Here is a 23365-nt window from a genome sequence, read left to right as displayed (position 1 = left end):
CCGCCACTCCCACACCGGCCATGACGGCGATCTGCGCGAGATTTTCCGCCACATCCACCAGATGCGCCTTGGCCGCCCGTTTATCACCCTCGGCCCAGTCGGCCACACCTTCGATGGTATCCGAGAGCAATTGCTCAGCCATCACTGCCAGCATGACTTCACCCAACACCGGCACGAACATGGAGACTGCGTTGAGCGCCAGCATGCCGATTTCGAACAGGTGCGCCAGTTTGGCCTCGCGCGCCTTGGCATCCACGTCAGCGGTAGGCACTGCATGGGCACGGGCGTCGGCCAGGACCTTGGCACGGTGCTTTTCATACAGGAAGGGCCAAAGGTCGAGCAGCCCGGAAAAGGTGCCTGTACCGCGGTAAGGCATCAAGTTACCGGGCGCCAGGTAAGGGTCGTTTACCGGCTCCATCTTCGCCGGCTTTTCAGGGGGCAGCTCTTTGATACGAGTGATCGACGACAATCCGGACACGAACTCCACGACCGATCGCCAGGGCGAGGTCAATGGCCCACTCGGAGAATCGGCAGACTTTTGCGTGAACTGGCTGAAATAGTAAGGCCTCTGATCATAGGGCAGGAACTGGCTGAAAAACTTCTGGTATGCCGTTGGCGCGGGGTCGTCAGCTGCCATGCCCGCACGGTCAGTGAACTGGCGCTCCAACTCGTCGCGCATGCCTTGGCGGGAGGTATAGCGTTTGAGTGGGTGAGCCGGGTCATTGGGGATGTAGAGGATCAACTCGTCGCTGTACCGATCACCGATCGAAAAATAGACGCAGCCCGTCAGCCTTTTTTTCATCAGGCTCATGTCGAGAAGCCAGACCCGCTTGCTGCCGATCGTGGGATAAACGTTACCGTTGATCACCGAAAGGATCATGGTGTGATCCGCAGGCTCGATATCCCCACTTACCACGGCGTTGTCGGCGGCCGCCTTCATGGCCGCCTTCTGGCTGGCGATGAAGTGTTGCTCAAGAGGCGGTTCAGGGCGTGTGTCGACCGGGGCAAAGAACGACTTCAGGTAAGTCTGGTACTGCGCGCCAATATCAAGGCTGCGGCACAGGGTCATGAACTGGCTGACCGTCAGGCCCAGGGTGGCCGACTCAAAGGTGCCAGGTGTGTCGGTCTCCAGCACAAACCTTGAGCTCTTGTGGTAAGCGCCAGACTTGCACTCCCAGGCTTCGAAGTTGTGTTGAGCCGCCTGCAGCATCGACAGTTTCAGGACCTCGAACGAGGCGAGTTCCACTTCGGCAACACTGATCTGCAGTGGCCGGCGCAGACAGAGGAAGGTCTTGTCGACATCGGCCTGCACCTGGTACTGGTCTTTCAACGCCTTGAGCAGCAAAGGCCTGGTGAATGCGTCGACGTCCTTGAACGTCGCCATGGTTGTGTCCAATTGGACCTGGGCAACCGTGCTGGCTTTGAAGCTTGCGTTGATGCTGTCGCGCTGTGCAGGCGTGGCGTCCTTGTACCATTGCGGCAATACCGGGACGGTGTCTTTGAGCGCCAACCGACGGGCAGGCGTCGCCTCGACCAGCCATTGGGGTACGGCCTTTTCGAGAAAGTCGCCGTGAATACTCAAAGTCGCTGCGGGCGGCTTGTCAACGGCGGAAAGGGGGGATAAGTCCGGCATGGCGTCACTCCTTTGAAATGGAATGACAGAACATCACGGGGCTCAAGGTGCCAGGTGGTGCATATATGGTCGGCACCGCACGCGAGCGGTCGCCGCCTCGGACCTGTTCGCGGTATCCGAATACCGCACCGCCAATGGCGAAAGTCGATTTCCTGATGGCCTCTCCATCATCGACTTCAGGACAGGAAAGGACTTCGTCATGCCCACCCCAAACACCTCCACGCCTCTGGGCCAATTACCTGCCCAGGCGGTCCATCAACGCTTCGCCACGCGCCCGGCCTTATACTCAGTGGTATTCAATGCACTGCGCAGCCGCCTTCTGGAGCGCTACCCGTCCCTGGAGCTGGACTTGCTCGCGGTCAAGCTTGCCAGCCCAACCCCCTCCGGCGCTTATACCTACAGACCGCTGATGGAAGTCGCTATCGCGCAGGTACTGGACCCGCAACTGCTCGACTGGCGCTCAAAGCGCGAGCTGCCGTACTACCTGACGCAACGGCCGCCTGCAATCCTCAAGCCGGCAGCGCTACCCCTTATTGACATGCAGGTCGTCGCGGGCATCGTCGACCAGGTGCGCGCTTCGCTGTACCTGCATTTCCAGCACGACCTGGCTGATTACTGGAGCGCCATCGACAGCCACGGCCGCAGTCGCTGGCAATGGCTGAGCGAGTTTCTCAACGGCCAAATGACTGCAGCAGCGGCCGGTCAATCAAGCCTGGGCAAAAACCAGCAGGACATGCTGACAGCCGTCGCCACCTGGCCGGTGCGAGTCGAGCGCCTGCCCCACTCATCCCCCACCACCTATGTCTATTTCATTGAAAGCACACTGTCCAAAGGCGCAGAAGAAACACGTCTGCTGACCCCGGACCTGCTGTTGGTACGCGATCAAACCGTCCTGCTGTACAGCGTGGACGGCGTGATTGAGGCGTTTGCCTCCATCGAGGACTTCAGTGAAGCCTGGGGCGCCAGGATGCAGCGCCAATTCCAGTTTGACCACCTCACCTGGAGACGCAACGAGCCTGATGGCAACGTGTTCGAACAACAGGCCGGCCTGATCCTCAATCAGCAGCTGGAAGACCTCGCGGCGCTGACGTTCCAGGGCCCGGACGAAAAAACGCTTGAGCAACGCCTGAACACGTTCACGGACCCGGCGGTTTTCTTTACCCAGGTCAAGACACCTGCGGCCCCGTCCCTGCAGAAGATAGTCGACCAACTGCCTGAATGGCTCACGCAAGCCAGCGCCGATGATCGTTTTGCCTACCACAGGCACCAACAGGACATGGCAAGCGTGCTGCGACAGAACCAGGGGCGCTCGTTCGACGAGGGCATTGAAAACATCCACAGCTTCAGCCGCGCTGCATTGCGCAAGCAGATGCAAATCGATCATGGCGACTTCGACCCCGACGAGGTGGTACTGGACTTTTCCGTCGCTGCCGGCTATCCGGGAGGCGCCGGTATTATCGACCATGTGCACATGTCGCTGACGCAACTGGCCCTGAAGAACCTGGCCGGCAAACCCAAAGGAACCCTGAAGCTCTCGGCCAAAGGCGCCCGGGCGCTGCCGACCTGGCTTGACGAAAACTACCTGCTGGGCAGTGCCGGCTTGATCCAGCGTGTCGACATAGGCCGCACCTACCCTCAAAAAATCAAGGACCTGCTGCTGTCCGACAGCGCCGATGCGCGGCGCCGTGAAACGCTGTTTATCCGTGAGCTCAAGGTCAAGCTGCCGATGCAGGCACTGGAATACAAGATCCGGCAGCAGCACGGCATAACCGTGACGGGTTATCGCTATGTGAAGGCGTTGATGGGCGAGAAGCCCTCGGACCGACTTGTCGATGGACAGGAGATCGTCCTGCGCCCCTTGGCCCTGTGCCGCAAGACTGGTGCCCAGCCCGATGAAGTCAACAACGCCTTTATCATCGAACCCAGAGACACCAGTGCCGGCCCGCACCTGCTGTATCAGCCGCTGTATACCGACTGCCTGCATCAATACCCGACACGCCAGGCAATGCTGGACGCGCTGGCCGAACCCGGCGAGCTGCAAGACAGCGTGCTGACCTGGCTGACCGACAGGGCTCGTCCGATCTACGACCACAACGGCATCAAAGAACCCCACCTTATCCGCTTCCTGCCGGGGGATGAGTTCAGCCCGCCCCAGCAACCTGCTCCCGCGAGCCTGGCGGTCGATGAAGGCGCTGGCGAGTGGCTTCAATCACAGGTCAACGGCCGACTGCTGAACCATTTATATGGCAGCACCGCACGGGCACTGGTCGACCTGGCTGATCGCGAATCGGTTTCCAACAGCGAGAGCCGCTGGGCCATCGTGATGGAAGGCGCCTGGTTGCTGTTCAATACCTTGCTGTTGCCATTGGTACAGGGACCCGCCATGTTGGTGGGTTGGTTCATGGTGCTGGTCGCCAGCCTGGAGCAGGATCTGGCAGGTCTGGACAGCGACGACCCAACCACCCGTGAACGGGCGTTGATCGATCTGTTGCTCAACACCGCAATGGTGCTGTTGCACGCCGCCACGCCGTCGGGCAGGCCGAGCCAACCGTTGCCGGAGCGCGCAGCAGTCGATCGCGGGCTGCACTTGGCGGCTTGGCGGCGCCCGGTTGGGCTGCCCTACTCACCCGGCACCACTGCGGTGCGTCATGGCGCCGTGTCGTTACCCGGTGAACCCCCGGCCTCCGGCCACACTGCGCTGGACTTCAGCCGCTCACTGGCCAGCCCCCAGGCCAGTGCGAAACTGTTCAAGGCGCTGAGCGACGTCCACGTTCCCTGGCCCGACGCCCTGCCAATCGCCCAGGCAAGCGGCCCACTCCAGGGGCTGTACCTAATCAACGGCACCTGGCATGCCAGCGTCGGCGGGCTGCTGTTTCAGGTCAGCGTCGTGCCGGGGTTCGGCGAGGTGTATGTGGTTCATCCGCAACATCCGCAGCATCCCGGTTTCAAATTGGTCAGCGATGGCCAAGGGCACTGGCGTCTGGACCGAGGAGCACGGCTGGAGGGGGGCATGCCCCGGGAGCGCTTGAGTAAACGCGACCACGACCGTAATGAGCGGTTGAAGGTGCTGAACGGTGAATTGAAGCAGCTCAACACACAAGTCGTACAATCGATGGGCCCTTCCATCAGGCGCAAAGCAGCAATGGATGATGCCCGTAAAAACCTGATCAAACAGAGAGAAGGCCTGAGAAAGGATTGGTTACTGCTCGCCACGCACATCACCGTTCCAGGCCTGCGCGAAAAAATCGTGGAGCGCCATGAGCAACGGCGACTTGCCACGGCAACCGCAAGGGCGCGGTGGAATGCAGCGCTCGATATCTATCTGGAAGACGCACAGGCCTCGATGGTCACCATGCAAAAGATCGCCGCCAAAGCCGAAGCACTGATGGAAGCCGACAGAAGCGAACCTGCATACGAAAGGCGACGCAATATCGCGGTCAAATCCATGTACGACGCCTCGGGCGCCCACTACGAGATCCTGCTGCAAAAACTCCTGGACACCCTTGAAACCGAGCGCGGTGAGAGCGCGAGTGAGCTCGCTGAGCGCTCCAATAGCCAACTCGCCCAAAACATTGCAGACGCCTACCAGGAAATTCTCGCCATCAGGAAAGAGCAAATAGCCTTGCTCAAACAAATGCTGGAGCCGGCAGGGAAAATGGAGACGCTTCTGGAACAGGCATCCCCGGTACTGCGTCAGTTTTTATTGCATGAAAGGCCCGCCGACCAATACATCTCCACGATCACCATAAAACAACACAGGTTGATATTTCTTATCGACCTGGTCCTCGACCTCAGCCACCCCTCCCGAAGCCTGACCGAATTTCCTTTTGTACGCGACCTCAACGACCCGCAGACGGCAGTCAGCGTACTGGCGCATACCGAAATGCGTACGACCTCCGGCTACTCCCGAGCGGAACAGATTGACGTGCTCAAGAATGTGCTCGAACGCTATGAACGACTGGAAAACGCGGTCAAGTCATTGGGAGAACAGGGCTCCAACTTCGTGCGGGAAGACTACCGAGACGAATTTCTGGAAGGTTTGGCCGCGGCGCGATCCAGCCTGGATACCCAACTGGCCAACTTGATTCTGGTGGACGAAGGGTTCGCTCCGGCGGGCCTCCTCGACAAACCCATCCGGCACAAGTCTGCCAACCGACGGGTGATCAAAACCCTGGACAGCAAGAGCGTAGTGGGCGAGTTGCGCCAGGGTCGGGCCGATACCCCCGGCAACGTGGTTGACGTAACCGACCCTCTCACCGGCGAAACCGTCGCCAGTTACCACGAACACGCCGACAGCGGCTTCTGGCAGGTGATCAAGCCTGCGAGTGCGGCGCGAGTGCCTGCGCCTGCGCCGGTACGTCGCTCCCTGAAGACCATCAAGGCACAAGCGCTCACCATCAGGAGTGAGCGAGTCGGGATTGAACGCAGCATTGAATACCAACAGAAAAAACTCTCGCAGGGCCTGCGCGCCGAAAGCATCAACCCTCGAGAGTGGGAAGTCATGCTGACCCAACACGCAGAAAAATTCGACGCCCTGGCTGAAGAGCTCAAACGCGACCGGCCCGAGGAGGCAGCCGCCAAGGCGTTGCGCGACGAATACCTTGAAGAGGCCCGCACCGTTAACCGCCTGGCCCACAAGCTGTGCAGCCAGGGGTATAAGCTTCAGCGCCCCAACGCCTCGAACATCGCCTATTTGTGGAAACACGGTTTTGTCGATATCAACCTGCGGCGCGAGCGCTTTCAACTGCTGGCCGGTGACTATCTCACTGAGTACGCGATCCGCGACACGGACAAAATCCGCGCCGCAATGCCGCTCGAAGACGCCGACCTGTGGTACGCCCACTTCCATTATCCGGCCATCGACACATCGCCTCTGGAACCCACTTTCGGCCATCTGAAAACCAAGGCAGAGCGTCGGTTTACGCGCCGCGAACTGATCGAACAGGCGCGTGCCGACAACCGCGCAGTGATCAATCTGGATAAAGCCGAGATCAAAGCCCCGTTGGACCGAGAGTTGTTCCTCGGGCTGGAGGTGCTGGCGTGAGATAGCCAAAGGATTGTCTATGCTGTGTAGGACAACCTGGCTGACGAGGGCGCTATGGACGATCCCATCGATAACAAACCACCGACCTTCTGGCAGATGCTGCACAGCGTGGTCGCCGCGGCGTTCGGTGTACAGAGCGGCAAGAACCGCGCCCGCGATTTCACCCACGGCAAGCCCAGCCATTTTGTTGGGCTGGGCATTCTGTTCACGCTGGTATTTGCCTTGACCTTGTTCGGTATCGTCAAGCTGGTGCTGCACTTCGCCGGGGTGTGATTCAGTTGCCAAGTGCAGCGCGATCAACGCCCCTTATTCACTGGTGGCTGACCCAGAACACGGCGGTTCCGACCACCAGGATGATCAGGAACAAAATGGCCCACGCATCCACGGTACTGTCAGGTTTACGCACTTTGGTGGAATTGCTCATCGCATCGCCTCTTGTCGGTTTTATAGGTGATTGCAGCACGGCTCAACGACAGTAAAGATCATGATTGCCCGCATGACAAATGTGGGTATCGTGATAACGGTTCTCATTAGTCAGTTTGGTTATTTACATATACCCAAACATCACTTTTGCGCATATACGCAAACTGGTATCGTGCGCCGGCTCCGTTGGGAGTGCGCGGCCGTGCGCGCAGATTTGCCGAGAACAGGACCTATATGTACGTATACGACGAATACGATCAGCGCATCATCGAGGACCGCGTCAAGCAGTTCCGTGATCAGACCCGACGCTACTTAGCAGGTGAACTGAGCGAAGAAGAGTTCCGCCCTCTGCGCCTGCAAAATGGCCTTTATGTTCAGCGCTTTGCGCCGATGCTGCGGGTGGCCGTGCCCTACGGCCAACTGACTTCGCGCCAGGCGCGGATGATGGCCAAAATTGCCCGCGACTTCGACAAAGGCTATGCCCACATCAGTACCCGCCAGAACGTGCAGTTCAACTGGCCGGCCCTGGAGGACGTGCCGGACATCCTGGCTGAACTGGCCACCGTGCAGATGCACGCCATTCAGACCAGCGGTAACTGCCTGCGCAACGTGACCACCGACCAGTTTGCCGGCGTCGCCGCCGACGAGTTGATCGACCCACGGCCGTGGTGTGAAATCGTCCGTCAGTGGACCACCTTCCACCCGGAATTCGCTTACCTGCCGCGCAAGTTCAAGATCGCCATCAATGGCTCGACCTCGGACCGCGCCGCCATCGAAGTGCACGATATCGGCCTTGAGCCGGTGCACAACGCTGCCGGCGAGCTGGGTTTCCGCGTGCTGGTCGGCGGTGGCCTGGGCCGTACGCCGGTGGTCGGTGCGTTCATCAACGAGTTCCTGCCGTGGCAGGACCTGTTGAGCTACCTCGATGCCATCCTGCGGGTCTACAACCGCTATGGTCGTCGTGACAACAAATACAAGGCCCGGATCAAGATTCTGGTCAAGGCGCTGACCCCTGAGGTATTCGCCCAGAAGGTCGACGCCGAAATGGAACACCTGCGCGGCGGCCAGACCACCCTGACCGAAGCCGAAGTGCATCGCGTCGCCAAGCACTTCGTCGACCCTGAGTACAAGGCTTTGGCCAACCAGGACGCCGAGCTGGCCGCCCTCGACCAACAGCATCCGGGCTTTGCCCGCTGGCGTACGCGCAACACCCTGGCGCACAAGAAGCCGGGCTATGTGGCGGTGACCCTGTCGCTCAAGCCCACCGGTGTGGCCCCTGGCGATATCACCGACAAGCAGCTGGACGCCGTCGCCGACCTGGCCGAACGCTACAGCTTCGGCCAACTGCGCACGTCCCACGAGCAGAACATCATTCTTGCGGATGTCGAGCAGAGCCAGCTGTTCACCCTGTGGGGCGAGCTGCGCGAAGGTGGTTTTGCCACGCCGAACATCGGCCTGTTGACCGATATCATCTGCTGCCCGGGCGGCGATTTCTGCTCCCTGGCCAACGCCAAGTCGATCCCGATTGCCGAATCGATCCAGCGCCGTTTCGACGACCTGGACTACCTGTTCGACATCGGCGAGCTGGACCTGAACATTTCCGGTTGCATGAACGCCTGTGGTCACCACCACGTCGGCCACATCGGCATCCTGGGCGTGGACAAGAAAGGCGAAGAATTCTACCAAGTGTCCCTGGGTGGCAGCGCCAGCCGCGATGCGAGCCTGGGCAAGATCCTCGGCCCATCCTTCGCCCAGGAAGCCATGCCCGAGGTGATCGGCAAGCTGATCGACGTCTACATCGAACAGCGCACCGAAGATGAGCGTTTCATCGACACCTACCAGCGCATCGGCATCGACCTGTTCAAGGAGCGCGTCTATGCAGCGAATCATTAAGAACAACGAAGTCCTCGACGAAACCTGGCACCTGCTGCCCAAGGACGCGAGCTTCGACGGCATCTCCAACTGCGACGACCTGATCGTGCCGTTGGCCCTGTGGCGCGAACACGGCCACGCCCTCAAGGCCCGCGACGGCGGCCTGGGCGTGTGGCTGGATGCCGATGAAGAAGCCGAAGAAATCGGTGAAGACGTCGAGCATTTCCAGGTCATCGCCCTGAACTTCCCGGCCTTCACCGACGGGCGCAACTACTCCAACGCGCGCCTGCTGCGTGAACGTTATGGGTACAAAGGCGAATTGCGCGCGATTGGCGATGTGCTGCGCGACCAGCTGTTCTACCTGCGCCGTTGCGGGTTCGATGCCTTCGCCTTGCGCGCCGACAAAGACCCGTACGAAGCGCTGGAAAGCCTCAAGGATTTTTCGGTGACCTATCAGGCTGCAACGGACGAGCCGCTACCGCTGTTCCGCCGCCGCTGAGTAAAAATGTGGGAGGGGGCTTGCCCCCGATGACGGAGTGTCAGTCAACATCAATATGACTGGCCCGCCGCAATCGGGGGCAAGCCCCCTCCCACATTTGGATCTGCTTGTTCTGCAAATCAGCGCATTTTCACGGTTAGGTTTTAATCGACGCCAGCAGCTGCTTCTGCCCCATGGCGCAAGGCACGCCTTCCGGCTGCGCCCGTACCGCCTCGATCACGCCCAATAATTGCGCCTTGTTGTGAGCCAACTGCGCCTGCATCACCTCGATCTGCGCCACCTTGCGGAAGCTTTGCAACTGCCCAACGGCCAGGTTATTTCCAACCGCATCGCCAAGGCGGCGATGGAAGAAAACATGGCTGATCTGAATCAGGCACCGTCTCGCGAATTGAAGCAGTTGTACACGACCTGGGCCGAGGGTGAACCCGGCCTGCTGCTCACCGGCAAAGTTATGATCGACCGCCGCGCCATGACCGGCCCCGGCGGCGTTGCGCTGGAAAACGAGCAACACCTGGACAGCTTCCGCGAATGGGCCGATGTGGCGCGGGCCAAGGGCGTGCACTTCTGGGTGCAGCTCAGCCATCCGGGGCGCCAGACCATGGCCAATCTGGGCCAACAGGCACTGGCGCCGTCTGCCATCGCGCTGGACCTGGGCAGCTTTTCCAGGATGTTCGCCACGCCCAGGGCCATGACCGAAGACGACATCCAGGACGTGATCCAACGCTTCGCCACCAGCGCCCGCCTGGCCGAGAAAGCTGGGTTCACCGGGGTGCAGATCCACGGTGCACACGGTTACCTGCTGAGTCAGTTTCTCTCACCCTTGAGCAACCATCGCACCGACCGCTGGGGCGGTTCACTGGAGAACCGCGCACGCCTGCTGCTCGAGGTGATCCATGCCGTGCGCGCCAGCGTCAGCCCATCCTTTTGCGTGGCGGTAAAACTCAACTCCGCCGACTTCCAACGCGGCGGTTTCGATGCCGCCGATGCACGTGCCGTGGTCGAACTGCTCAACCCGCTGCCCATCGACCTGCTGGAATTGTCCGGCGGCAGCTACGAAGCGCCGGCCATGCAGGGCGAAGCACGGGACGGCCGCACCCTGGCCCGTGAGGCGTACTTCCTGGAGTTCGCCAAGGAACTGGCCACGATCGCCAGGATGCCGTTGATGGTCACCGGCGGTATCCGCCGCCTGCCCGTCGTGCAACACGTGCTCGACAGCGGCATTGCCATGGCCGGCATCGCCACCGCCCTGACCCTCGAGCCGCAACTGATCAGGCACTGGCGCAAGGGCCGCGACCTCAACCCGCAGCTCAAACCCATCGACTGGAAACGCAAACCCTTGGCCGCCCTCGCCACCCTCGCCCTGGTGCGCGACCAGATGCGCCGCCTGAGCCGCGGGCGCCTGCCCAACGCCAAGGCCGCTCCGTGGCTGGCGCTGGTGTGTGACCAGTGGTTTACCGCGCGGCGTACGCGGCAGTACCGCGCGAGCATGACGCAATCTTCACATTAAACGCGGAGCATTCGCCGTGATTGAACTGTCCCCTACTGATCAGCAGTTTTTCAACCTCACTGACGATTGGAGTGCTTCATGGCGAAAATCAACCTGGCCCAGCAGTTGGCGACCACCCTTGAACAGGCGGGTATCAAGCGCATCTGGGGCCTGACCGGCGATAGCCTCAATGGCCTCACCGACGCCCTGCGCAGCATGGACAGCATCGAGTGGATGCATGTGCGCCACGAAGAAGTGGCCGCATTCGCCGCCGGCGCCGAGGCCGCAGCCACCGGTGAGCTGACCGTGTGTGCCGGCAGTTGCGGGCCGGGCAACCTGCATTTGATCAATGGCCTGTTCGACTGCCATCGCAACCATGTGCCGGTACTGGCGATTGCTGCGCAGATTCCGTCCTCGGAGATCGGCCTGAATTATTTTCAGGAAACCCATCCCCAGGAACTGTTCAAGGAATGCAGCCATTTTATCGAGCTGGTGAGCAACCCCGAGCAGATGCCCCAGGTGCTGCATCGCGCCATGCGTTCGGCGATCCTCAACCGGGGCGTGGCGGTGGTGGTGATTCCAGGAGACGTGTCGCTGCTGGAGGTAGACGACAAGCTCAAGCCCTGGCCGGCGCTGCATGCACCGCGCACATTGCCGGCCGAGGCCGACTTGCAGCGTTTGAGCGATATGCTCCAGAGCAGCGAGAAAGTCACGCTGCTGTGCGGCAGCGGTTGCGCCGGTGCCCATGACCAGGTGGTGGCGTTGGCCGACGCCCTCGGCGCGCCGGTGGTGCATGCGCTTCGCGGCAAGGAGCATGTGGAATGGGATAACCCGTTCGATGTGGGCATGACCGGCCTGATCGGGTTCAGTTCCGGCTACCACGCGATGCTCGACTGCGACACGCTGATCATGCTCGGCACCGACTTCCCGTACCGTCAGTTCTATCCGACCGACGCCAGAATTATCCAGGTTGACCGCGACCCCCAGGCCCTGGGCCGACGCGCGACCCTGGACCTGGGCATCGCCGCCGATGTCAGTGAAACCATCGGCGCGCTGTTGCCGCGCCTGACCCGCAAGACCGATCGCAGCTTCCTCGAAACTTCCCTCAAGCATTACGAGAAAGCGCGCCAGGGCCTGGATGACCTCGCGCAACCGTCCAAGGCGGATCGACCGATCCACCCTCAATACGTGGCTCGCCTGCTCAGCGAACTGGCCGATGATGATGCGATTTTCACCGCCGATGTCGGTTCACCGACCGTATGGGCCGCGCGCTACCTGAAGATGAACGGCAAGCGCCGCCTGATCGGCTCGTTCAACCACGGTTCCATGGCCAACGCCATGCCCCAGGCCATCGGCGCGCAGGCGGCGTTCCCGGGTCGGCAGGTGATCTCGATGTCGGGTGACGGCGGTTTCACCATGTTGATGGGGGACTTCATTTCGCTGGCGCAATTGAACCTGCCCGTCAAAGTGATCGTGTTCAATAACGCATCACTGGGTTTCGTCGCCATGGAGATGAAGGCCGCAGGCTACCTGGACACGGGCACCGAGCTGAAAAACCCGGATTTCGCGGCCATGTCCAATGCCATGGGGATCCTGGGGATTCGCGTGGAGCAATCCGAAGATCTGGAGCCGGCCCTGCGCCAAGCGCTGGCCCACAACGGCCCGGTACTGGTGGATGTGGTCACGGCCACCCAGGAGTTGGTGATGCCGCCGACGATCAAACTCGAACAGGCCAAGGGGTTCAGCCTGTATATGCTCAAGGCGGTAATGAGCGGGCGTGGCGATGAAGTGATCGAGCTGGCGCGCACCAACTGGCTGCGCTGATCCAACGGCGGGAGGGGCAAACCCCTCCCGCACCCGGACTCATGGTCCGATTCAGCCCTGTTGTTTTTCGACCCATTTGCCGAAGGCATCGATAAACGCCTGCAAAAACGGCCGGGTCTTTTCCGACAGCTTGCCGGCCTCATCGAACACGCTGCCCGCTCCGCCCAGGTAGGCTTCAGGCTGTTGCATGCACCACACATCAAGAAACACCAGGGACTGGCGCAGGTGATGGTTGGCACCAAAGCCACCAATGGCGCCTGGCGATACGCTGATGATCGCGCCGGGCTTGCCGCTCCAGGCACTCTGCCCATACGGGCGGGACCCGACATCGATGGCATTCTTCAACGGCGCCGGCACGGAACGGTTGTATTCGGGCGTCACGAACAACACCGCGTCGGATGAACTCACCTGTTGACGGAAAGTGCTGTAGGCTTGCGGCGCGCCTGGCCCGTCTATGTCCTCGTTGTAGAGCGGCAAATCGCCAATTTCAACAATGTTCAGCTTCAGGTTGGCCGGCGCAAGCTCGGCCAGTGCCAAGGCGACTTTGCGGTTGATCGAGTCTTTTCTCAAGCTGCCAACCAGGACGGCAATCGTGTAGACCTTGCTCATTGAGGTTTCCCGACGTCTGACTAAAGGAGCCTGTAGTTATAAAGATTTCATCGCGCGTGCACCAGCGGGTTTTGAGAATGCCGCACAGGTTGATGCGCAATCCCATGTGTGGGAAATGTCTGAAACGTTAAACGAATAGTATTTTTTTCTTATAGGTAAACTACCCCGCTCCCTGACGGTCTACAGAACCGCAAATCGAGTGTTTATCTCCAGAGGTTCTAAACAGATGGCAGCAGTACTAGTCGGACAGTTTCATGCCAGAGACGCGGAAGGCCGCGTGTATTCGGTGCATGAGTTCCAGGAATCCAACCCGGCGCACGGCGACCTGGCTGGCTCGGCGCCTACCACCACCTACAAGCTGGCCATTGGCGACCGGATGGAGAAGCTGGAGGGTGATGAGTTCAGATTGGTTCAGTCGGGCACCATCCTCGTACGCGAATCGAAGACCACCCTCGCCTCATAAGACTTGGCCCTGACCTCCTGCCCGGTCCAGGCGACCGGGCCGGGGTTGCTACGGGCCATGGATTTGCGTCACCTCAATGCCCTGCTCACCTTGCTTGAGCGTTACCACCACCTGCCCTCTCTCCCCCTCAACCGCATACATCGAGCGCGTGTAGCCCGGCCGGTCGTAAGCGGGATAGGCCTGCACCTGCCTGATCAACGTGATACCGAGCACGGCGCCCACCTGCTCGCCGACCTGTTCCTGGGAGCGACTAAACGCTTCAAGTACGAGGTCCTCCGGTGCGTGTTCGGCGTGATTATTGAAGAAGTAAGCCGCCATGCACCCTACGGTCACCAGGACCAGGAATTGCTTGGCCGTTACCCCGAAGAGCGTCGAGGGTAGAGGCATTTGAGACCAGACCTGTTTTTGTTGTAAGTACCGGGTCACCGGCATTGGTCGTTGCTGATCAGACACCGCATTCTAGTAGGGTCGTGGCGCAACGCCATAGACCGGCGCGACGCTCGCAGTCTTTTTTGCGCACAAAGGCCTGCGCCATTGAATCCCCAACGCGCTGCACATAGACTCCGGCCATGCGTTTACGTCATATCGAAGTGATTCAGGCCATCTTGCAGACCGGGCACCTCGGCACGGCCGCCGAGTGGCTGCAACTGCCCGTGGGCGAGGTGGACGCCACCCTCAGGGATGCCGAGCTGCAACTGGGCTTCATGCTGTTTGCCAGTGTCCGCGGGCGCCTGCAAGCCACCCGTGAAACCCTGGAGTTGCAGACGCAGATCGCGCCCCTGTACGAAGCGCTGGAGCCGATACAGCGCCTGGCCAGCCGCTTGAAACACCATCACGCGCCGACCTTGCGCGTGCTGTGCACCCCGCCGCTGGCAAACCAGTTGTTGCCACAGAGCATCGCCCTGCTGCGCCGACGCTTCCAGGACACGCCGTGCAACCTGTCGAGCCAGCCGACCCGGGAAATCGTGCGCAGCCTGTTGCTGCATGAAACCGATGTGGGCCTGAGCCTGCACGATCCGGAGCACCCGCACATTCAAGGCAGCGTACTGGCCCAGGGCAAACTCCAATTGCTCGCCCCCCATGGCTGGCTCAAACCCAGGCAGAAGTACATCGCGCTGCAGGATCTGGCCGGGCAGTCGATGATTGGCCTGGAGGGCCAGGACCCGTTGAGCCGCCTGCTGGACGCCAAGCTGCAAGCCCTGCGCCCGCTGCCGGTGGTGCAGACGCGGGTGCAGACGTACCAGATGATGCGCAGCATGGTCGAGGCGGGCGAAGGCCTGGCGGTGGTCGACCCGTTCACCGCCTTCGGTGCACGGGACGCGGGGCTGGATGTGTGCCCCATTTCACCACCGATCAGTGTCAACCTGTATGCACTGACCCTGCACGCCGCAGCCCCGTCACCGGCCCTGAGCGCACTGCTGGAGATCGTGACCCAGAAGGCCGAAAACCTGCTGTCCAACGACATGAAACCCGTGTAGACGCCGCCTCAGATCGAACTGACTTCAGTCTTGAACAGCCGATACCAGAAAATCGCCACTTCACGGGTTTGCGGGTCGATCCCGCGATAGCGCAGTTGATCGATGCCCCCCATGACATACCCGCTACGCTCATACAGGCGACAGGCACCGAGGTTGTTGTTCTGGGTTTCAAGCATCATGCCCGGCAGGTTTTTCTTGCGTGCCCAGAACTGCGCCACATCCAACAGCGCCTTGGCGACGCCGTGACGCCGTGCAGGCAGCGCCACCGCCAGCTCGTCAACGTGGGCAAAGCCGTTCCAGTTGGTACTGACCACGACGTGTCCGACGGCACGATCATCCAGATAGGCCATGAAGATCGCGCTGTCGGGCGCGTTGCGAAAGCTGGCGAATTCTTCCGGGTCGATGCCGTAGCACTTGCGGTACGGCAGGATGCGTTCCAGCGGCCACTGATCGACGCGCTTGTCCATCTGCGGCACACCATAGGCACTGACCTCGAAGCTGAAGTCATTGCCCCATACATAAGCGTCGAAGCCTTCATCGGCGACGCGCACACTGAGCCCTGGATACTTCGGGTTCATGACAGCTTGCATAACGTTCCTTAACCTTTGATGCAGTCGACGGTGTAACAACGACCACTGCCGTCATCTTCATGTTGCAGCCCATGCACATCAGCGACAAAGCCGGGGAAACTGCTATCGAACGTGCGGGCGAACGCCAGGTAATCGACGATCGAACGCGTTGACTCGGTAAAGCGCTCGCCCGGCATGATCAACGGGATGCCCGGCGGATAGGGCACCAGCATCACGGCTGCGATGCGTCCTGGCAAGGCATCGATGGAAACGGCTTCCACTTCCCCCCTGACCAACTGATCGTAGGCGTCGGCCGGTTTCATCGCGATCTGCGGCAACACCGTGTACATACGCTTGAGGTGCCGGGCTGTCGCATTGCTGCGATAGCAACTGTGCAACTGGTTGCACAGATCGCGCAACCCCAGGCCTTGATAACGGACCGGGCCCTGGGCATAGACCGAAGGCAGGCAACTGGCCAGGCTGGCATTCGCATCATAGCTGCGCTTGAACTCCAGCAACTCGGTGAGCAAGGTACTCCACTTGCCTTTGGTGATGCCCATCGAAAACAACACCAGGAAAGAATACAGCCCGGTCTTCTCCACCACCAGGCCGCGCTCCCAGAGGAACTTGCTGACCACGGCGGCGGGAATCCCGCAATCGCTCAAGGCGCCACCGGCGTTGAGGCCGGGCATCACCAGCGTGACCTTGATCGGGTCCAGCAGCACATAATCTTCAGCCACGTCGCCGAAACCATGCCAGTCGTCCTGGGGGTGCAGCAGCCAGTCAGCCGTGGCGACCCGGTCGATACCGGCCACCGAAGGTGGCTGCCAGATGGAAAACCACCAATCGTCGGCGGCAATATGCTGACGCAGATTGGCCAGTGCACGGCGGAAACTCAGGGCCTCGTCGAACATTTCCTGCAACAGCGAGCGACCCGCCGGCCCTTCCATCATCGCCGACGCAACGTCCAGCGAGGCGATGATGCTGTATTGCGGCGACGTGGAGATATGCATCATGAACGCTTCGTTGAAACGGTCGCGGTCCAGCTGCCGCGCACCGCCATCCTGCACATGGATCATCGATGCCTGACTGAAGGCCGCCAGCAACTTGTGGGTGGAGTGCGTGGTGAACACCAATGGGCTGTCCGGCGTACGCAACGTGCCCATGCCATAGCGCCCGGCGAAAAACTCGTGAAACGCCGCGTAGGCATACCAGGCCTCATCGAAGTGCAGCACCTCTACACTGTCGCCCAATTGCTGCTTGATCAGTTCGGCGTTGTAGCACAGGCCGTCGTAGGTGGAATTGGTCACCACCGCCAGCTTGACCTTCGCCGGGCGGCCCCGGGCCAGCGGGCTGGCGTCGATCTTGGCGCGGATCGATTCGGGGCTGAACTCACTCAAGGGGATGGGGCCGATGATCCCCAGTTCATTGCGCTCCGGGCACAGGTACAACGGGATCGCGCCGGTCATGATGATCGAATGCAGCACCGACTTGTGGCAATTGCGGTCCACCAGTACCAGATCGTCGCGGCCCACCATGGAGTGCCAGACGATTTTGTTGGCGGTGGAGGTGCCGTTGATCACGAAGAACGTATGGTCGGCGCCGAAGTTGCGGGCGGCGCGGGCTTCGGCTTCGGCCAGCGGCCCGGTGTGATCGAGCAGCGAGCCCAGTTCGGGCACGGAAACAGACAGGTCCGAGCGCAGCGTGTTCTCCCCGAAGAACTGATGAAACGCCTGCCCCACCGGGCTTTTGCGATAGGCCACGCCACCGCCATGGCCCGGGGTATGCCATGAGTAATTGGAGTCGGCGGTGTGTTGCACCAGGGCCTTGAAGAACGGCGGCAGCAGGCCATCGAGGTAGGTGCGCGCAGCGCGGGCGACCTGGCGCGCCAGAAACGGCACGGTGTCTTCGAACAGATACAGAATGCCGCGCAACTGGTTGAGTTCGCTCATGGCGTCAGCCGGGGCGTTTTCCAGGGTGACTTGCTCGCCCAGGGCGAAGATCGGCAGGTTGGGCGCCCTCACCCGCGCCAGGCGGATCAGCTCGACCATGTTTTGCAGCAAGTGGGTGTTTTCCCCGGCGCCTTCCGCTGCGATCAGCATGCACGCCAGGCCATGGTGGGTGGACGCCACCAACCGCCCTTCGGCGTAGTCCACGGCAGAAAAGATGCTGAAGCCTTCCTGCTCCAACTCCCTGGCGATGCCTCGAACCCGGTCACCGGCAACGGTGTCGGCCTTGATGTCACGGTGCACGATAAGGACGGGAAACTTCAGGTCTTTGTACATGAGCGCGCCTACTCCTGAGGGCTTGCACTCAGGGTAGAGGCTGGAAGCGAATGTGGCGAATGAAGTTTTCGACGACGAGGGAAGTAAACTGTGGGAGGGGCGGTGCGACGATTCGACTTGCTCTCGATGGCGGCCTCTGGGCCGACCAGGATGTTGGCTTGGAACGAGTACATATCCGTTTCTGCGGTAACGGCCACTTAGGGTTCCGCTTTTACAGCGGCTCACTTTTGAAAAGCGCAAAAGTAAGCAAAACGCTCTTGCCCCACCACTCGGCACCTCGCTTGGGCTCGGTGTGCCCTCCCTCCGGCTTGAATCCGTGGGCCGCCGCAATGGGCCATCCCTGGCCCAGTGCGGCTAACCCGGCGTCCTGCCGGGTTGCCCACGAATTCAAGCCTGCGTTCGGCCAGCGTGGTTTAATGGGGCGCCTGAGATCAAGATCAAAAGCAGGTCAAGATCAAGAGCGGCTCGCTTCGCATCGTGGTTACGGTTGGGCGCTACAGAGTTGTGTAGATACCTATGGCTATCGGGGGCAAGCCCCCTCCCACCTTTACTGCGTTGTGCCAGGATTACTGTTGTGTCAGTTGGGTCCACAACGCTGGCGCGCCGGCCGCCTTGGCAATCGCTTCCAACCGCGCGACATGCTCGGCCAGATCCTGCTCGCTGGCTCGGATGACAGGCGTGGGCCTGCGGTCTGCCGGCAGGCGACGGATCTCCGAGGGGCGATTGCCCGAGCCTTCCGCCGAACCGCTGCCATCGGTTGCATTACCGGCCAGCGACAGGCTGGTCTGCCCACCGGTCATGGTCAGGTAAACGTCAGCCAGGATCTCGGAGTCGAGCAAGGCGCCGTGCAGTTCACGCCCGGAGTTGTCGACGCCATAACGCTTGCACAAGGCATCAAGGCTGTTGCGTTGGCCGGGGTGACGCTCGCGGGCCATCATCAAGGTGTCGAGGATCGAGCAATGCTTGGAAATATCCGCTCGGTCCATCTGCCCCATCAAGGCAAATTCGTTATTGATGAAGCCGACGTCGAACGCCGCGTTATGAATGATCAGTTGGGCGCCGTTGATGAACTCGAAGAACTCATCGGCCACTTCGGCAAAGCGCGGCTTGCCCTTGAGGAATTCGTCGGTGATGCCGTGGACGCCGATCGCGCCTTCGTCACTGTCGCGGTCCGGTTGCAGGTAAACGTGGAAGTGACGACCGGTCAGACGGCGCCCCATCAGTTCGACACAACCGATTTCGATGATCCGGTGACCATCGGTCACCGGCATGCCGGTGGTTTCGGTATCGAGTACAACGGATCGGATGGCCATCAGGGTTCAGCTCTCAACGGTGTGTAGATCAAAGGGCGCGATGTTAACACGTCAGCCGGCATCAGCTCTGCTTGTAGCCGCGCACTTCATCCACGCCACGGTTGGCCAGTTGGTCGGCACGCTCGTTGCCTGGATGGCCGATATGCCCGCGCACCCATTTCCAGGTGATGTCATGGCGGTTGCATTGCTCATCGAGCAACTGCCACAGGTCGGCATTCTTGACCGGCTCCTTGGACGCCGTTTTCCAACCGCGCTTCTTCCAGTTGACCATCCACTCGTTGATGCCCTTCATCACATATTGCGAGTCGGTCACCAGCAGGACGTTGCAGCGCCGCTTGAGCTCTTCGAGGCCGCGAATGGCGCCCATCAGCTCCATGCGGTTGTTGGTGGTATTGGCTTCGCCGCCCCACAACTCCTTCTCCACGCCCTTGCACACCAGCAATGCGCCCCAGCCGCCGGGGCCGGGGTTGCCCTTGCAGGCGCCATCGGTGAAGAGTTCTACACTATCGGTCATCGGTTATTCGGCCTGAATCAAAATGAGGTTTTACGGTTGACGTTGTTCGCGGTTGACCTTGGCCAGCGGCATTGGCACCAGCTTGCCGAGCGGTTCGCGGCGCACTTGCTGCACCGGGCGCAGGCCGACCACGATCTTGCGTGCGACCAATAAATAGAAGCCGCCACCCGACAGTTGCCAGGCGCCTGCGCGGCGTTCCCAGCCAGCGAGGCGACCCTGCCACTTGGCGGACGCAAGCGGCGGACGATAGCACCCGAAGCGGCGTTTCTCCAGCGCGAAGCCCAGCAGGTTCAACCAGTCGCCGACCCGCGAAGGCGCAATGCAACGCGCCTGGCGCAAACCGTCATGGGCGAACAGGTGACGCAGGCCCCAACTGCTCCAGGGGTTGATGCCAATAATCAGCAAATGACCACCCGGGCGCACGCTGCTCGCGGCTTCGCGCAACAAACCGTGGGGAGACAGGCAGAAATCCAGGCCGTGCTGCAACACCACCACATCGGCGGCGTGTTCGCTCAACGGCCAGGCCTGCTCCTCGCAGACGATTTCCACGCCCGGCAACGGCGCCCCCAGGCGTACATTGCGTTGTACCTGCGGAGCGCTCGGTGGCGAATCGGCCGAGGGGCCGTAATGCACCAGGTAGCCGCCGAAGAACCGGCCCAGCTCGTCTTCGAGCATGCGCCGCTCTTCATCCAGCAGCAATTGCCCCAGCGGCCCGGACAGCCATTCGCGGGCGGCACCGATCAGAGCCAGCCACTCGGGATCGGCCTGGGCGAACGCTTTATCAGTCATTGCATTCTCCAATTCGCCTAGACGTTCTAAGATGCACCAATGTGTTCAGCTTGGCGAATCGAAGAATGATACAGATCAGTGCCCTGCCCGCCTTCACCGATAACTACATCTGGTTGTTACAGGATGAGCGAACCCAACGTTGCGCCGTGGTCGATCCCGGTGACGCCGCGCCGGTCATCGCCTGGCTTGAGCAGAACCCTTCCTGGGTACTCGGCGACATCCTGGTCACTCACCATCACCATGATCATGTCGGCGGTGTCGAGCAACTCAAAAAGCTCACCGGCGCCAAGGTCTACGGCCCCGCGAACGAAAATATCCCGGCCCGGGACGTCGACTTGCAGGACAACGACCGCATCACCGTGCTCGGCCTGGACTTCGCCGTGTACGCCGTGCCCGGCCACACCCTCGGCCACATCGCTTATTACCATCAAGGCGTGTTGTTGTGTGGCGACACGCTGTTTGCCGCCGGTTGCGGTCGCCTGTTCGAAGGCACGCCGGAGCAGATGCATACCTCGCTCGAGCGCCTGGCCGCCCTGCCCGCCGACACCCTGGTGTACTGCACCCATGAATACACACAAAGTAACCTCAAGTTTGCCCAAGCCGTGGAACCGCATAACACCGACATCGCTGAACGGGTGGCGCAAGTCGCTCAGTTGCGGGCGCGTGGCGAGATGACCCTGCCGTCCAACCTGGCGCTTGAAAAACGTACTAACCCTTTCCTGCGCACCTCTGAAACATCCGTTAAACAAAAAGCGGACGAACGGAATGGACGCGACAACCGCGCTGGGGCCGAGGTGTTTGCTAGCTTGAGGGCCTGGAAAGATAAGTTCTAAGCCGAAGCGATCTGATACGAAATTTCTGAATGGTTGACCGGAACCAAAGCGCTTTCTAGAATCGCCCGACATTTTTGCCCGGAACTTACTTCCAGCCAATGTCGTCATCTATTCGTAAATCCATTTCTTCAGACGCATTGACCCGCCTGGCTCAAGCCGTGGCGGTGGCCGTTTCCGCAACTCTGGCGGGCTGCCAATCGACTCATTACGCTGCACAATCCACCGTGCAACCCAAACCCAATCTTGCTGCCAAGATCAAGCAAAAACCTATCTGGCTTTCAGAGAAGCCCAGCCCCGAAGTGCCCCAGGATGTCTGGGAACGCATGCGTCGGGGCTTTCAATTGCAGGACGGCGTCGGCGTCAACCCGCGCATCGAGCAACAGCGCCTGTGGTTCGCCAGCAACCCGTCCTTCCTGGAGAACGCCGGGGAACGCGGCAGCCTCTACATTCATTACATCGTCGAGCGCCTTGAAGAGCGCAACATGCCCCTGGAACTGGCGCTGCTGCCGGTGATTGAAAGTGCCTACAACCCAATGGCCTATTCGCGCAGCGATGCGGTCGGCCTGTGGCAGTTCATCCCCTCCACCGGGCGCTACTTCAACCTGCGCCAGACCCGCGCCTACGATGGCCGCCGCGATATCACCGCCTCCACTACCGCCGCCCTGGACTACCTGACCCGTCTGCATGACATGTTCAACGGTGACTGGCTGCTGGCCCTGGCGGCCTACAATGCGGGTGAAGGTACGGTCAGCCGGGCCATCGAGCGCAACGAGAAGCTTGGCCTGCCGACAGACTACTGGAACCTGCCCCTGCCCCAGGAAACCAAGGACTACGTGCCCAAATTCCTGGCGCTGTCCCAGGTGGTGCTGGCCCCCGAGGCCTATGGCGTCAACCTGAACCCGATCGCCAACACGCCGTATTTCGAAGTGGTTGAAGTCAAGCAAAGCATGGACCTGTCCCGGGTCGCCGCGCTGGCGGAAATCGATGAAGACGAGCTGTTCCAGCTCAACCCGGCCCTGAAACAACGCACCACCCTGGACGGCCCCCAGCACCTGCTGGTGCCCACCTCCAAGGCGCAACTGCTCACCAGCACCCTGTCGATGATGAAGCCCGAAGAGTTGTTGAGCATGCGCCCGAAAAAGCCGGTGTTCGACGAAGTCGAGACCAAGGCGGTTGCCGGGCGTACCCGCAGCTACAAAGTGCGCACCGGCGACAACCTCACGCTGATCGCCAAGGCCAACAAGGTCGATGTGCACGACCTGCAGCGTTGGAACAAGCTCAACGGCCAGGCGCTCAAGGTCGGCCAGACCCTGGTGATGCAGGACACGCGCAAAGCCGCCGCGAAAAAGCCGGTGCAGTACAAGGTCAAGAAAGGCGACTCGCTGTACATGGTCGCCAAGCGCTTCAATGTCGAGATGCAACACCTCAAGCGCTGGAACCCGCGTACCGGCCAGGCATTGAAGCCCGGGCAGATGCTGGTGGTGTCGGGCCCGCGCTGAGGCCTCAGAAACACCGAGGAACCTATGTGGGAGGGGGCTTGCCCCCGATGGTGGTGTGTCAGCTTACACATCGCTGTCTGGCTGCCTGCTATCGGGGCATAGGTATCTACACAACGTTTCAGACCGTAGCAGCCGACGGTAACCACGATGCGAAGCGAGTCGCTCTTGATCTTGATCTGCTTTTGATCTTAGGCGCCCCGTTAAACCACGCTGGCCGAACGCAGGCTTGAAT

The 23365-nt window shown here is 60.8% G+C and carries 18 protein-coding genes and 1 pseudogene; 10 read left to right on the top strand and 9 right to left on the bottom strand.

Annotated elements, in window-relative coordinates; all coding sequences use genetic code 11:
• Positions 1–1633: dermonecrotic toxin domain-containing protein (locus tag BFP89_RS09640; RefSeq protein WP_370671209.1), on the bottom strand; the 1633-nt coding region annotated here is incomplete at its 3' end.
• A gap of 199 nt (positions 1634–1832) precedes the next feature.
• Between BFP89_RS09640 and BFP89_RS09635 the strand changes: the two genes are divergently transcribed.
• The 4 genes from BFP89_RS09635 to BFP89_RS09620 all read left to right on the top strand — a co-directional run bounded on the left by BFP89_RS09635 (position 1833) and on the right by BFP89_RS09620 (position 9471).
• Positions 1833–6677 (top strand): dermonecrotic toxin domain-containing protein, encoded by a 4845-nt coding sequence (locus BFP89_RS09635; RefSeq protein ID WP_065885259.1) that lies wholly within the window; start codon positions 1833–1835, stop codon positions 6675–6677.
• A 54-nt stretch (positions 6678–6731) separates the two neighbouring features.
• The gene (locus BFP89_RS09630; RefSeq protein ID WP_065885258.1) at positions 6732–6950 is read left to right on the top strand and encodes a DUF2970 domain-containing protein; all 219 of its coding nucleotides are present in this window, start codon (positions 6732–6734) and stop codon (positions 6948–6950) included.
• A gap of 384 nt (positions 6951–7334) precedes the next feature.
• Positions 7335–8993 (top strand): nitrite/sulfite reductase, encoded by a 1659-nt coding sequence (locus BFP89_RS09625; RefSeq protein WP_046072328.1) that lies wholly within the window; start codon positions 7335–7337, stop codon positions 8991–8993.
• Positions 8977–9471: a DUF934 domain-containing protein gene (locus BFP89_RS09620; protein WP_065885257.1), complete on the top strand. Its 495-nt coding sequence runs from the start codon at positions 8977–8979 to the stop codon at positions 9469–9471. The genes BFP89_RS09625 and BFP89_RS09620 overlap by 17 nt, the downstream gene beginning before the upstream one ends.
• A gap of 136 nt (positions 9472–9607) precedes the next feature.
• Here the strand turns inward: BFP89_RS09620 and BFP89_RS09615 are convergent.
• Positions 9608–9757 (bottom strand): annotated as a pseudogene (locus tag BFP89_RS09615) (MerR family transcriptional regulator); the annotation flags it as partial.
• Between BFP89_RS09615 and BFP89_RS09610 the strand changes: the two are divergent.
• Together BFP89_RS09610 and poxB are read left to right on the top strand one after the other, a co-directional pair.
• Positions 9743–10978: an NADH:flavin oxidoreductase/NADH oxidase family protein gene (locus BFP89_RS09610; RefSeq protein ID WP_065885321.1), complete on the top strand. Its 1236-nt coding sequence runs from the start codon at positions 9743–9745 to the stop codon at positions 10976–10978. The pseudogene BFP89_RS09615 and the gene BFP89_RS09610 sit on opposite strands and share 15 nt — an antisense overlap.
• A 78-nt stretch (positions 10979–11056) precedes the next feature.
• Positions 11057–12781: a ubiquinone-dependent pyruvate dehydrogenase gene (gene poxB / locus BFP89_RS09605; RefSeq protein WP_065885256.1), complete on the top strand. Its 1725-nt coding sequence runs from the start codon at positions 11057–11059 to the stop codon at positions 12779–12781.
• A gap of 51 nt (positions 12782–12832) precedes the next feature.
• Here poxB and BFP89_RS09600 read toward each other — a convergent pair whose 3' ends face one another.
• The gene (locus BFP89_RS09600; protein WP_065885255.1) at positions 12833–13390 is read right to left on the bottom strand and encodes an NADPH-dependent FMN reductase; all 558 of its coding nucleotides are present in this window, start codon (positions 13388–13390) and stop codon (positions 12833–12835) included.
• Positions 13391–13616: 226 nt separating this feature from the next.
• Here BFP89_RS09600 and BFP89_RS09595 point away from each other — a divergent pair, with 226 nt between their 5' ends.
• On the top strand, positions 13617–13853 hold the full coding sequence (locus tag BFP89_RS09595; protein ID WP_065885254.1) for a hypothetical protein: 237 nt from the start codon (positions 13617–13619) through the stop codon (positions 13851–13853).
• A 48-nt stretch (positions 13854–13901) separates the two neighbouring features.
• Here the strand turns inward: BFP89_RS09595 and BFP89_RS09590 are convergent, their stop codons facing one another.
• Entirely contained in the window at positions 13902–14240 is a 339-nt protein-coding gene (locus BFP89_RS09590) for a hypothetical protein (RefSeq protein ID WP_065885320.1), read from the bottom strand.
• A 182-nt stretch (positions 14241–14422) separates the two neighbouring features.
• Between BFP89_RS09590 and BFP89_RS09585 the strand changes: the two genes are divergently transcribed.
• A complete protein-coding gene (locus BFP89_RS09585; RefSeq protein ID WP_065885253.1) occupies positions 14423–15331 on the top strand; it encodes a LysR substrate-binding domain-containing protein in 909 nt (302 codons plus the stop codon).
• 8 nt (positions 15332–15339) lie between these two features.
• Here BFP89_RS09585 and BFP89_RS09580 read toward each other — a convergent pair whose 3' ends face one another.
• The 5 genes from BFP89_RS09580 to BFP89_RS09560 form a co-directional block, all read right to left on the bottom strand.
• Positions 15340–15921, bottom strand: coding sequence for a GNAT family N-acetyltransferase (locus tag BFP89_RS09580; RefSeq protein WP_065885252.1), 582 nt, complete (start codon positions 15919–15921; stop codon positions 15340–15342).
• Positions 15922–15929: 8 nt separating this feature from the next.
• The gene (locus BFP89_RS09575; protein ID WP_065885251.1) at positions 15930–18185 is read right to left on the bottom strand and encodes an Orn/Lys/Arg family decarboxylase; all 2256 of its coding nucleotides are present in this window, start codon (positions 18183–18185) and stop codon (positions 15930–15932) included.
• A 566-nt stretch (positions 18186–18751) separates the two neighbouring features.
• Positions 18752–19492, bottom strand: a complete 741-nt coding sequence (gene dnaQ, locus BFP89_RS09570; RefSeq protein WP_164484686.1) for a DNA polymerase III subunit epsilon — start codon at positions 19490–19492, stop codon at positions 18752–18754.
• A gap of 67 nt (positions 19493–19559) precedes the next feature.
• Positions 19560–20012 carry a ribonuclease HI gene (gene rnhA, locus BFP89_RS09565; protein ID WP_057725161.1) on the bottom strand — a complete coding sequence of 151 codons (453 nt, stop codon included), beginning with the start codon at positions 20010–20012 and terminating at the stop codon, positions 19560–19562.
• A 30-nt stretch (positions 20013–20042) separates the two neighbouring features.
• Positions 20043–20801: a class I SAM-dependent methyltransferase gene (locus BFP89_RS09560; RefSeq protein ID WP_065885249.1), complete on the bottom strand. Its 759-nt coding sequence runs from the start codon at positions 20799–20801 to the stop codon at positions 20043–20045.
• A gap of 65 nt (positions 20802–20866) precedes the next feature.
• Between BFP89_RS09560 and gloB the strand changes: the two genes are divergently transcribed.
• Both gloB and BFP89_RS09550 read left to right on the top strand, forming a co-directional pair.
• Positions 20867–21634, top strand: coding sequence for a hydroxyacylglutathione hydrolase (gloB, locus tag BFP89_RS09555; RefSeq protein ID WP_065885248.1), 768 nt, complete (start codon positions 20867–20869; stop codon positions 21632–21634).
• 98 nt (positions 21635–21732) lie between these two features.
• Positions 21733–23133 (top strand): transglycosylase SLT domain-containing protein, encoded by a 1401-nt coding sequence (locus tag BFP89_RS09550; protein ID WP_065885247.1) that lies wholly within the window; start codon positions 21733–21735, stop codon positions 23131–23133.
• Positions 23134–23365 lie beyond the last annotated feature (232 nt).

The organism is Pseudomonas sp. 31 R 17 (assembly GCF_900004915.1).
Lineage (GTDB): Bacteria > Pseudomonadota > Gammaproteobacteria > Pseudomonadales > Pseudomonadaceae > Aquipseudomonas > Aquipseudomonas orientalis_A.
This window is presented reverse-complemented; position numbering and strand designations above follow the sequence as displayed.

What these genes read in the sequence shown, in the direction of transcription:
- BFP89_RS09635 (WP_065885259.1), top strand. Translation starts at nt 1,833, where the DNA reads ATGCCCACCCCAAACACCTCCACGCCTCTGGGCCAATTACCTGCCCAG.
- BFP89_RS09630 (WP_065885258.1), top strand. Translation starts at nt 6,732, where the DNA reads ATGGACGATCCCATCGATAACAAACCACCGACCTTCTGGCAGATGCTG.
- BFP89_RS09625 (WP_046072328.1), top strand. Translation starts at nt 7,335, where the DNA reads ATGTACGTATACGACGAATACGATCAGCGCATCATCGAGGACCGCGTC.
- BFP89_RS09620 (WP_065885257.1), top strand. Translation starts at nt 8,977, where the DNA reads ATGCAGCGAATCATTAAGAACAACGAAGTCCTCGACGAAACCTGGCAC.
- poxB (WP_065885256.1), top strand. Translation starts at nt 11,057, where the DNA reads ATGGCGAAAATCAACCTGGCCCAGCAGTTGGCGACCACCCTTGAACAG.
- BFP89_RS09600 (WP_065885255.1), bottom strand. Translation starts at nt 13,390, where the DNA reads ATGAGCAAGGTCTACACGATTGCCGTCCTGGTTGGCAGCTTGAGAAAA.
- BFP89_RS09595 (WP_065885254.1), top strand. Translation starts at nt 13,617, where the DNA reads ATGGCAGCAGTACTAGTCGGACAGTTTCATGCCAGAGACGCGGAAGGC.
- BFP89_RS09590 (WP_065885320.1), bottom strand. Translation starts at nt 14,240, where the DNA reads ATGCCTCTACCCTCGACGCTCTTCGGGGTAACGGCCAAGCAATTCCTG.
- BFP89_RS09585 (WP_065885253.1), top strand. Translation starts at nt 14,423, where the DNA reads ATGCGTTTACGTCATATCGAAGTGATTCAGGCCATCTTGCAGACCGGG.
- BFP89_RS09580 (WP_065885252.1), bottom strand. Translation starts at nt 15,921, where the DNA reads ATGCAAGCTGTCATGAACCCGAAGTATCCAGGGCTCAGTGTGCGCGTC.
- BFP89_RS09575 (WP_065885251.1), bottom strand. Translation starts at nt 18,185, where the DNA reads ATGTACAAAGACCTGAAGTTTCCCGTCCTTATCGTGCACCGTGACATC.
- rnhA (WP_057725161.1), bottom strand. Translation starts at nt 20,012, where the DNA reads ATGACCGATAGTGTAGAACTCTTCACCGATGGCGCCTGCAAGGGCAAC.
- BFP89_RS09560 (WP_065885249.1), bottom strand. Translation starts at nt 20,801, where the DNA reads ATGACTGATAAAGCGTTCGCCCAGGCCGATCCCGAGTGGCTGGCTCTG.
- gloB (WP_065885248.1), top strand. Translation starts at nt 20,867, where the DNA reads ATGATACAGATCAGTGCCCTGCCCGCCTTCACCGATAACTACATCTGG.
- BFP89_RS09550 (WP_065885247.1), top strand. Translation starts at nt 21,733, where the DNA reads ATGTCGTCATCTATTCGTAAATCCATTTCTTCAGACGCATTGACCCGC.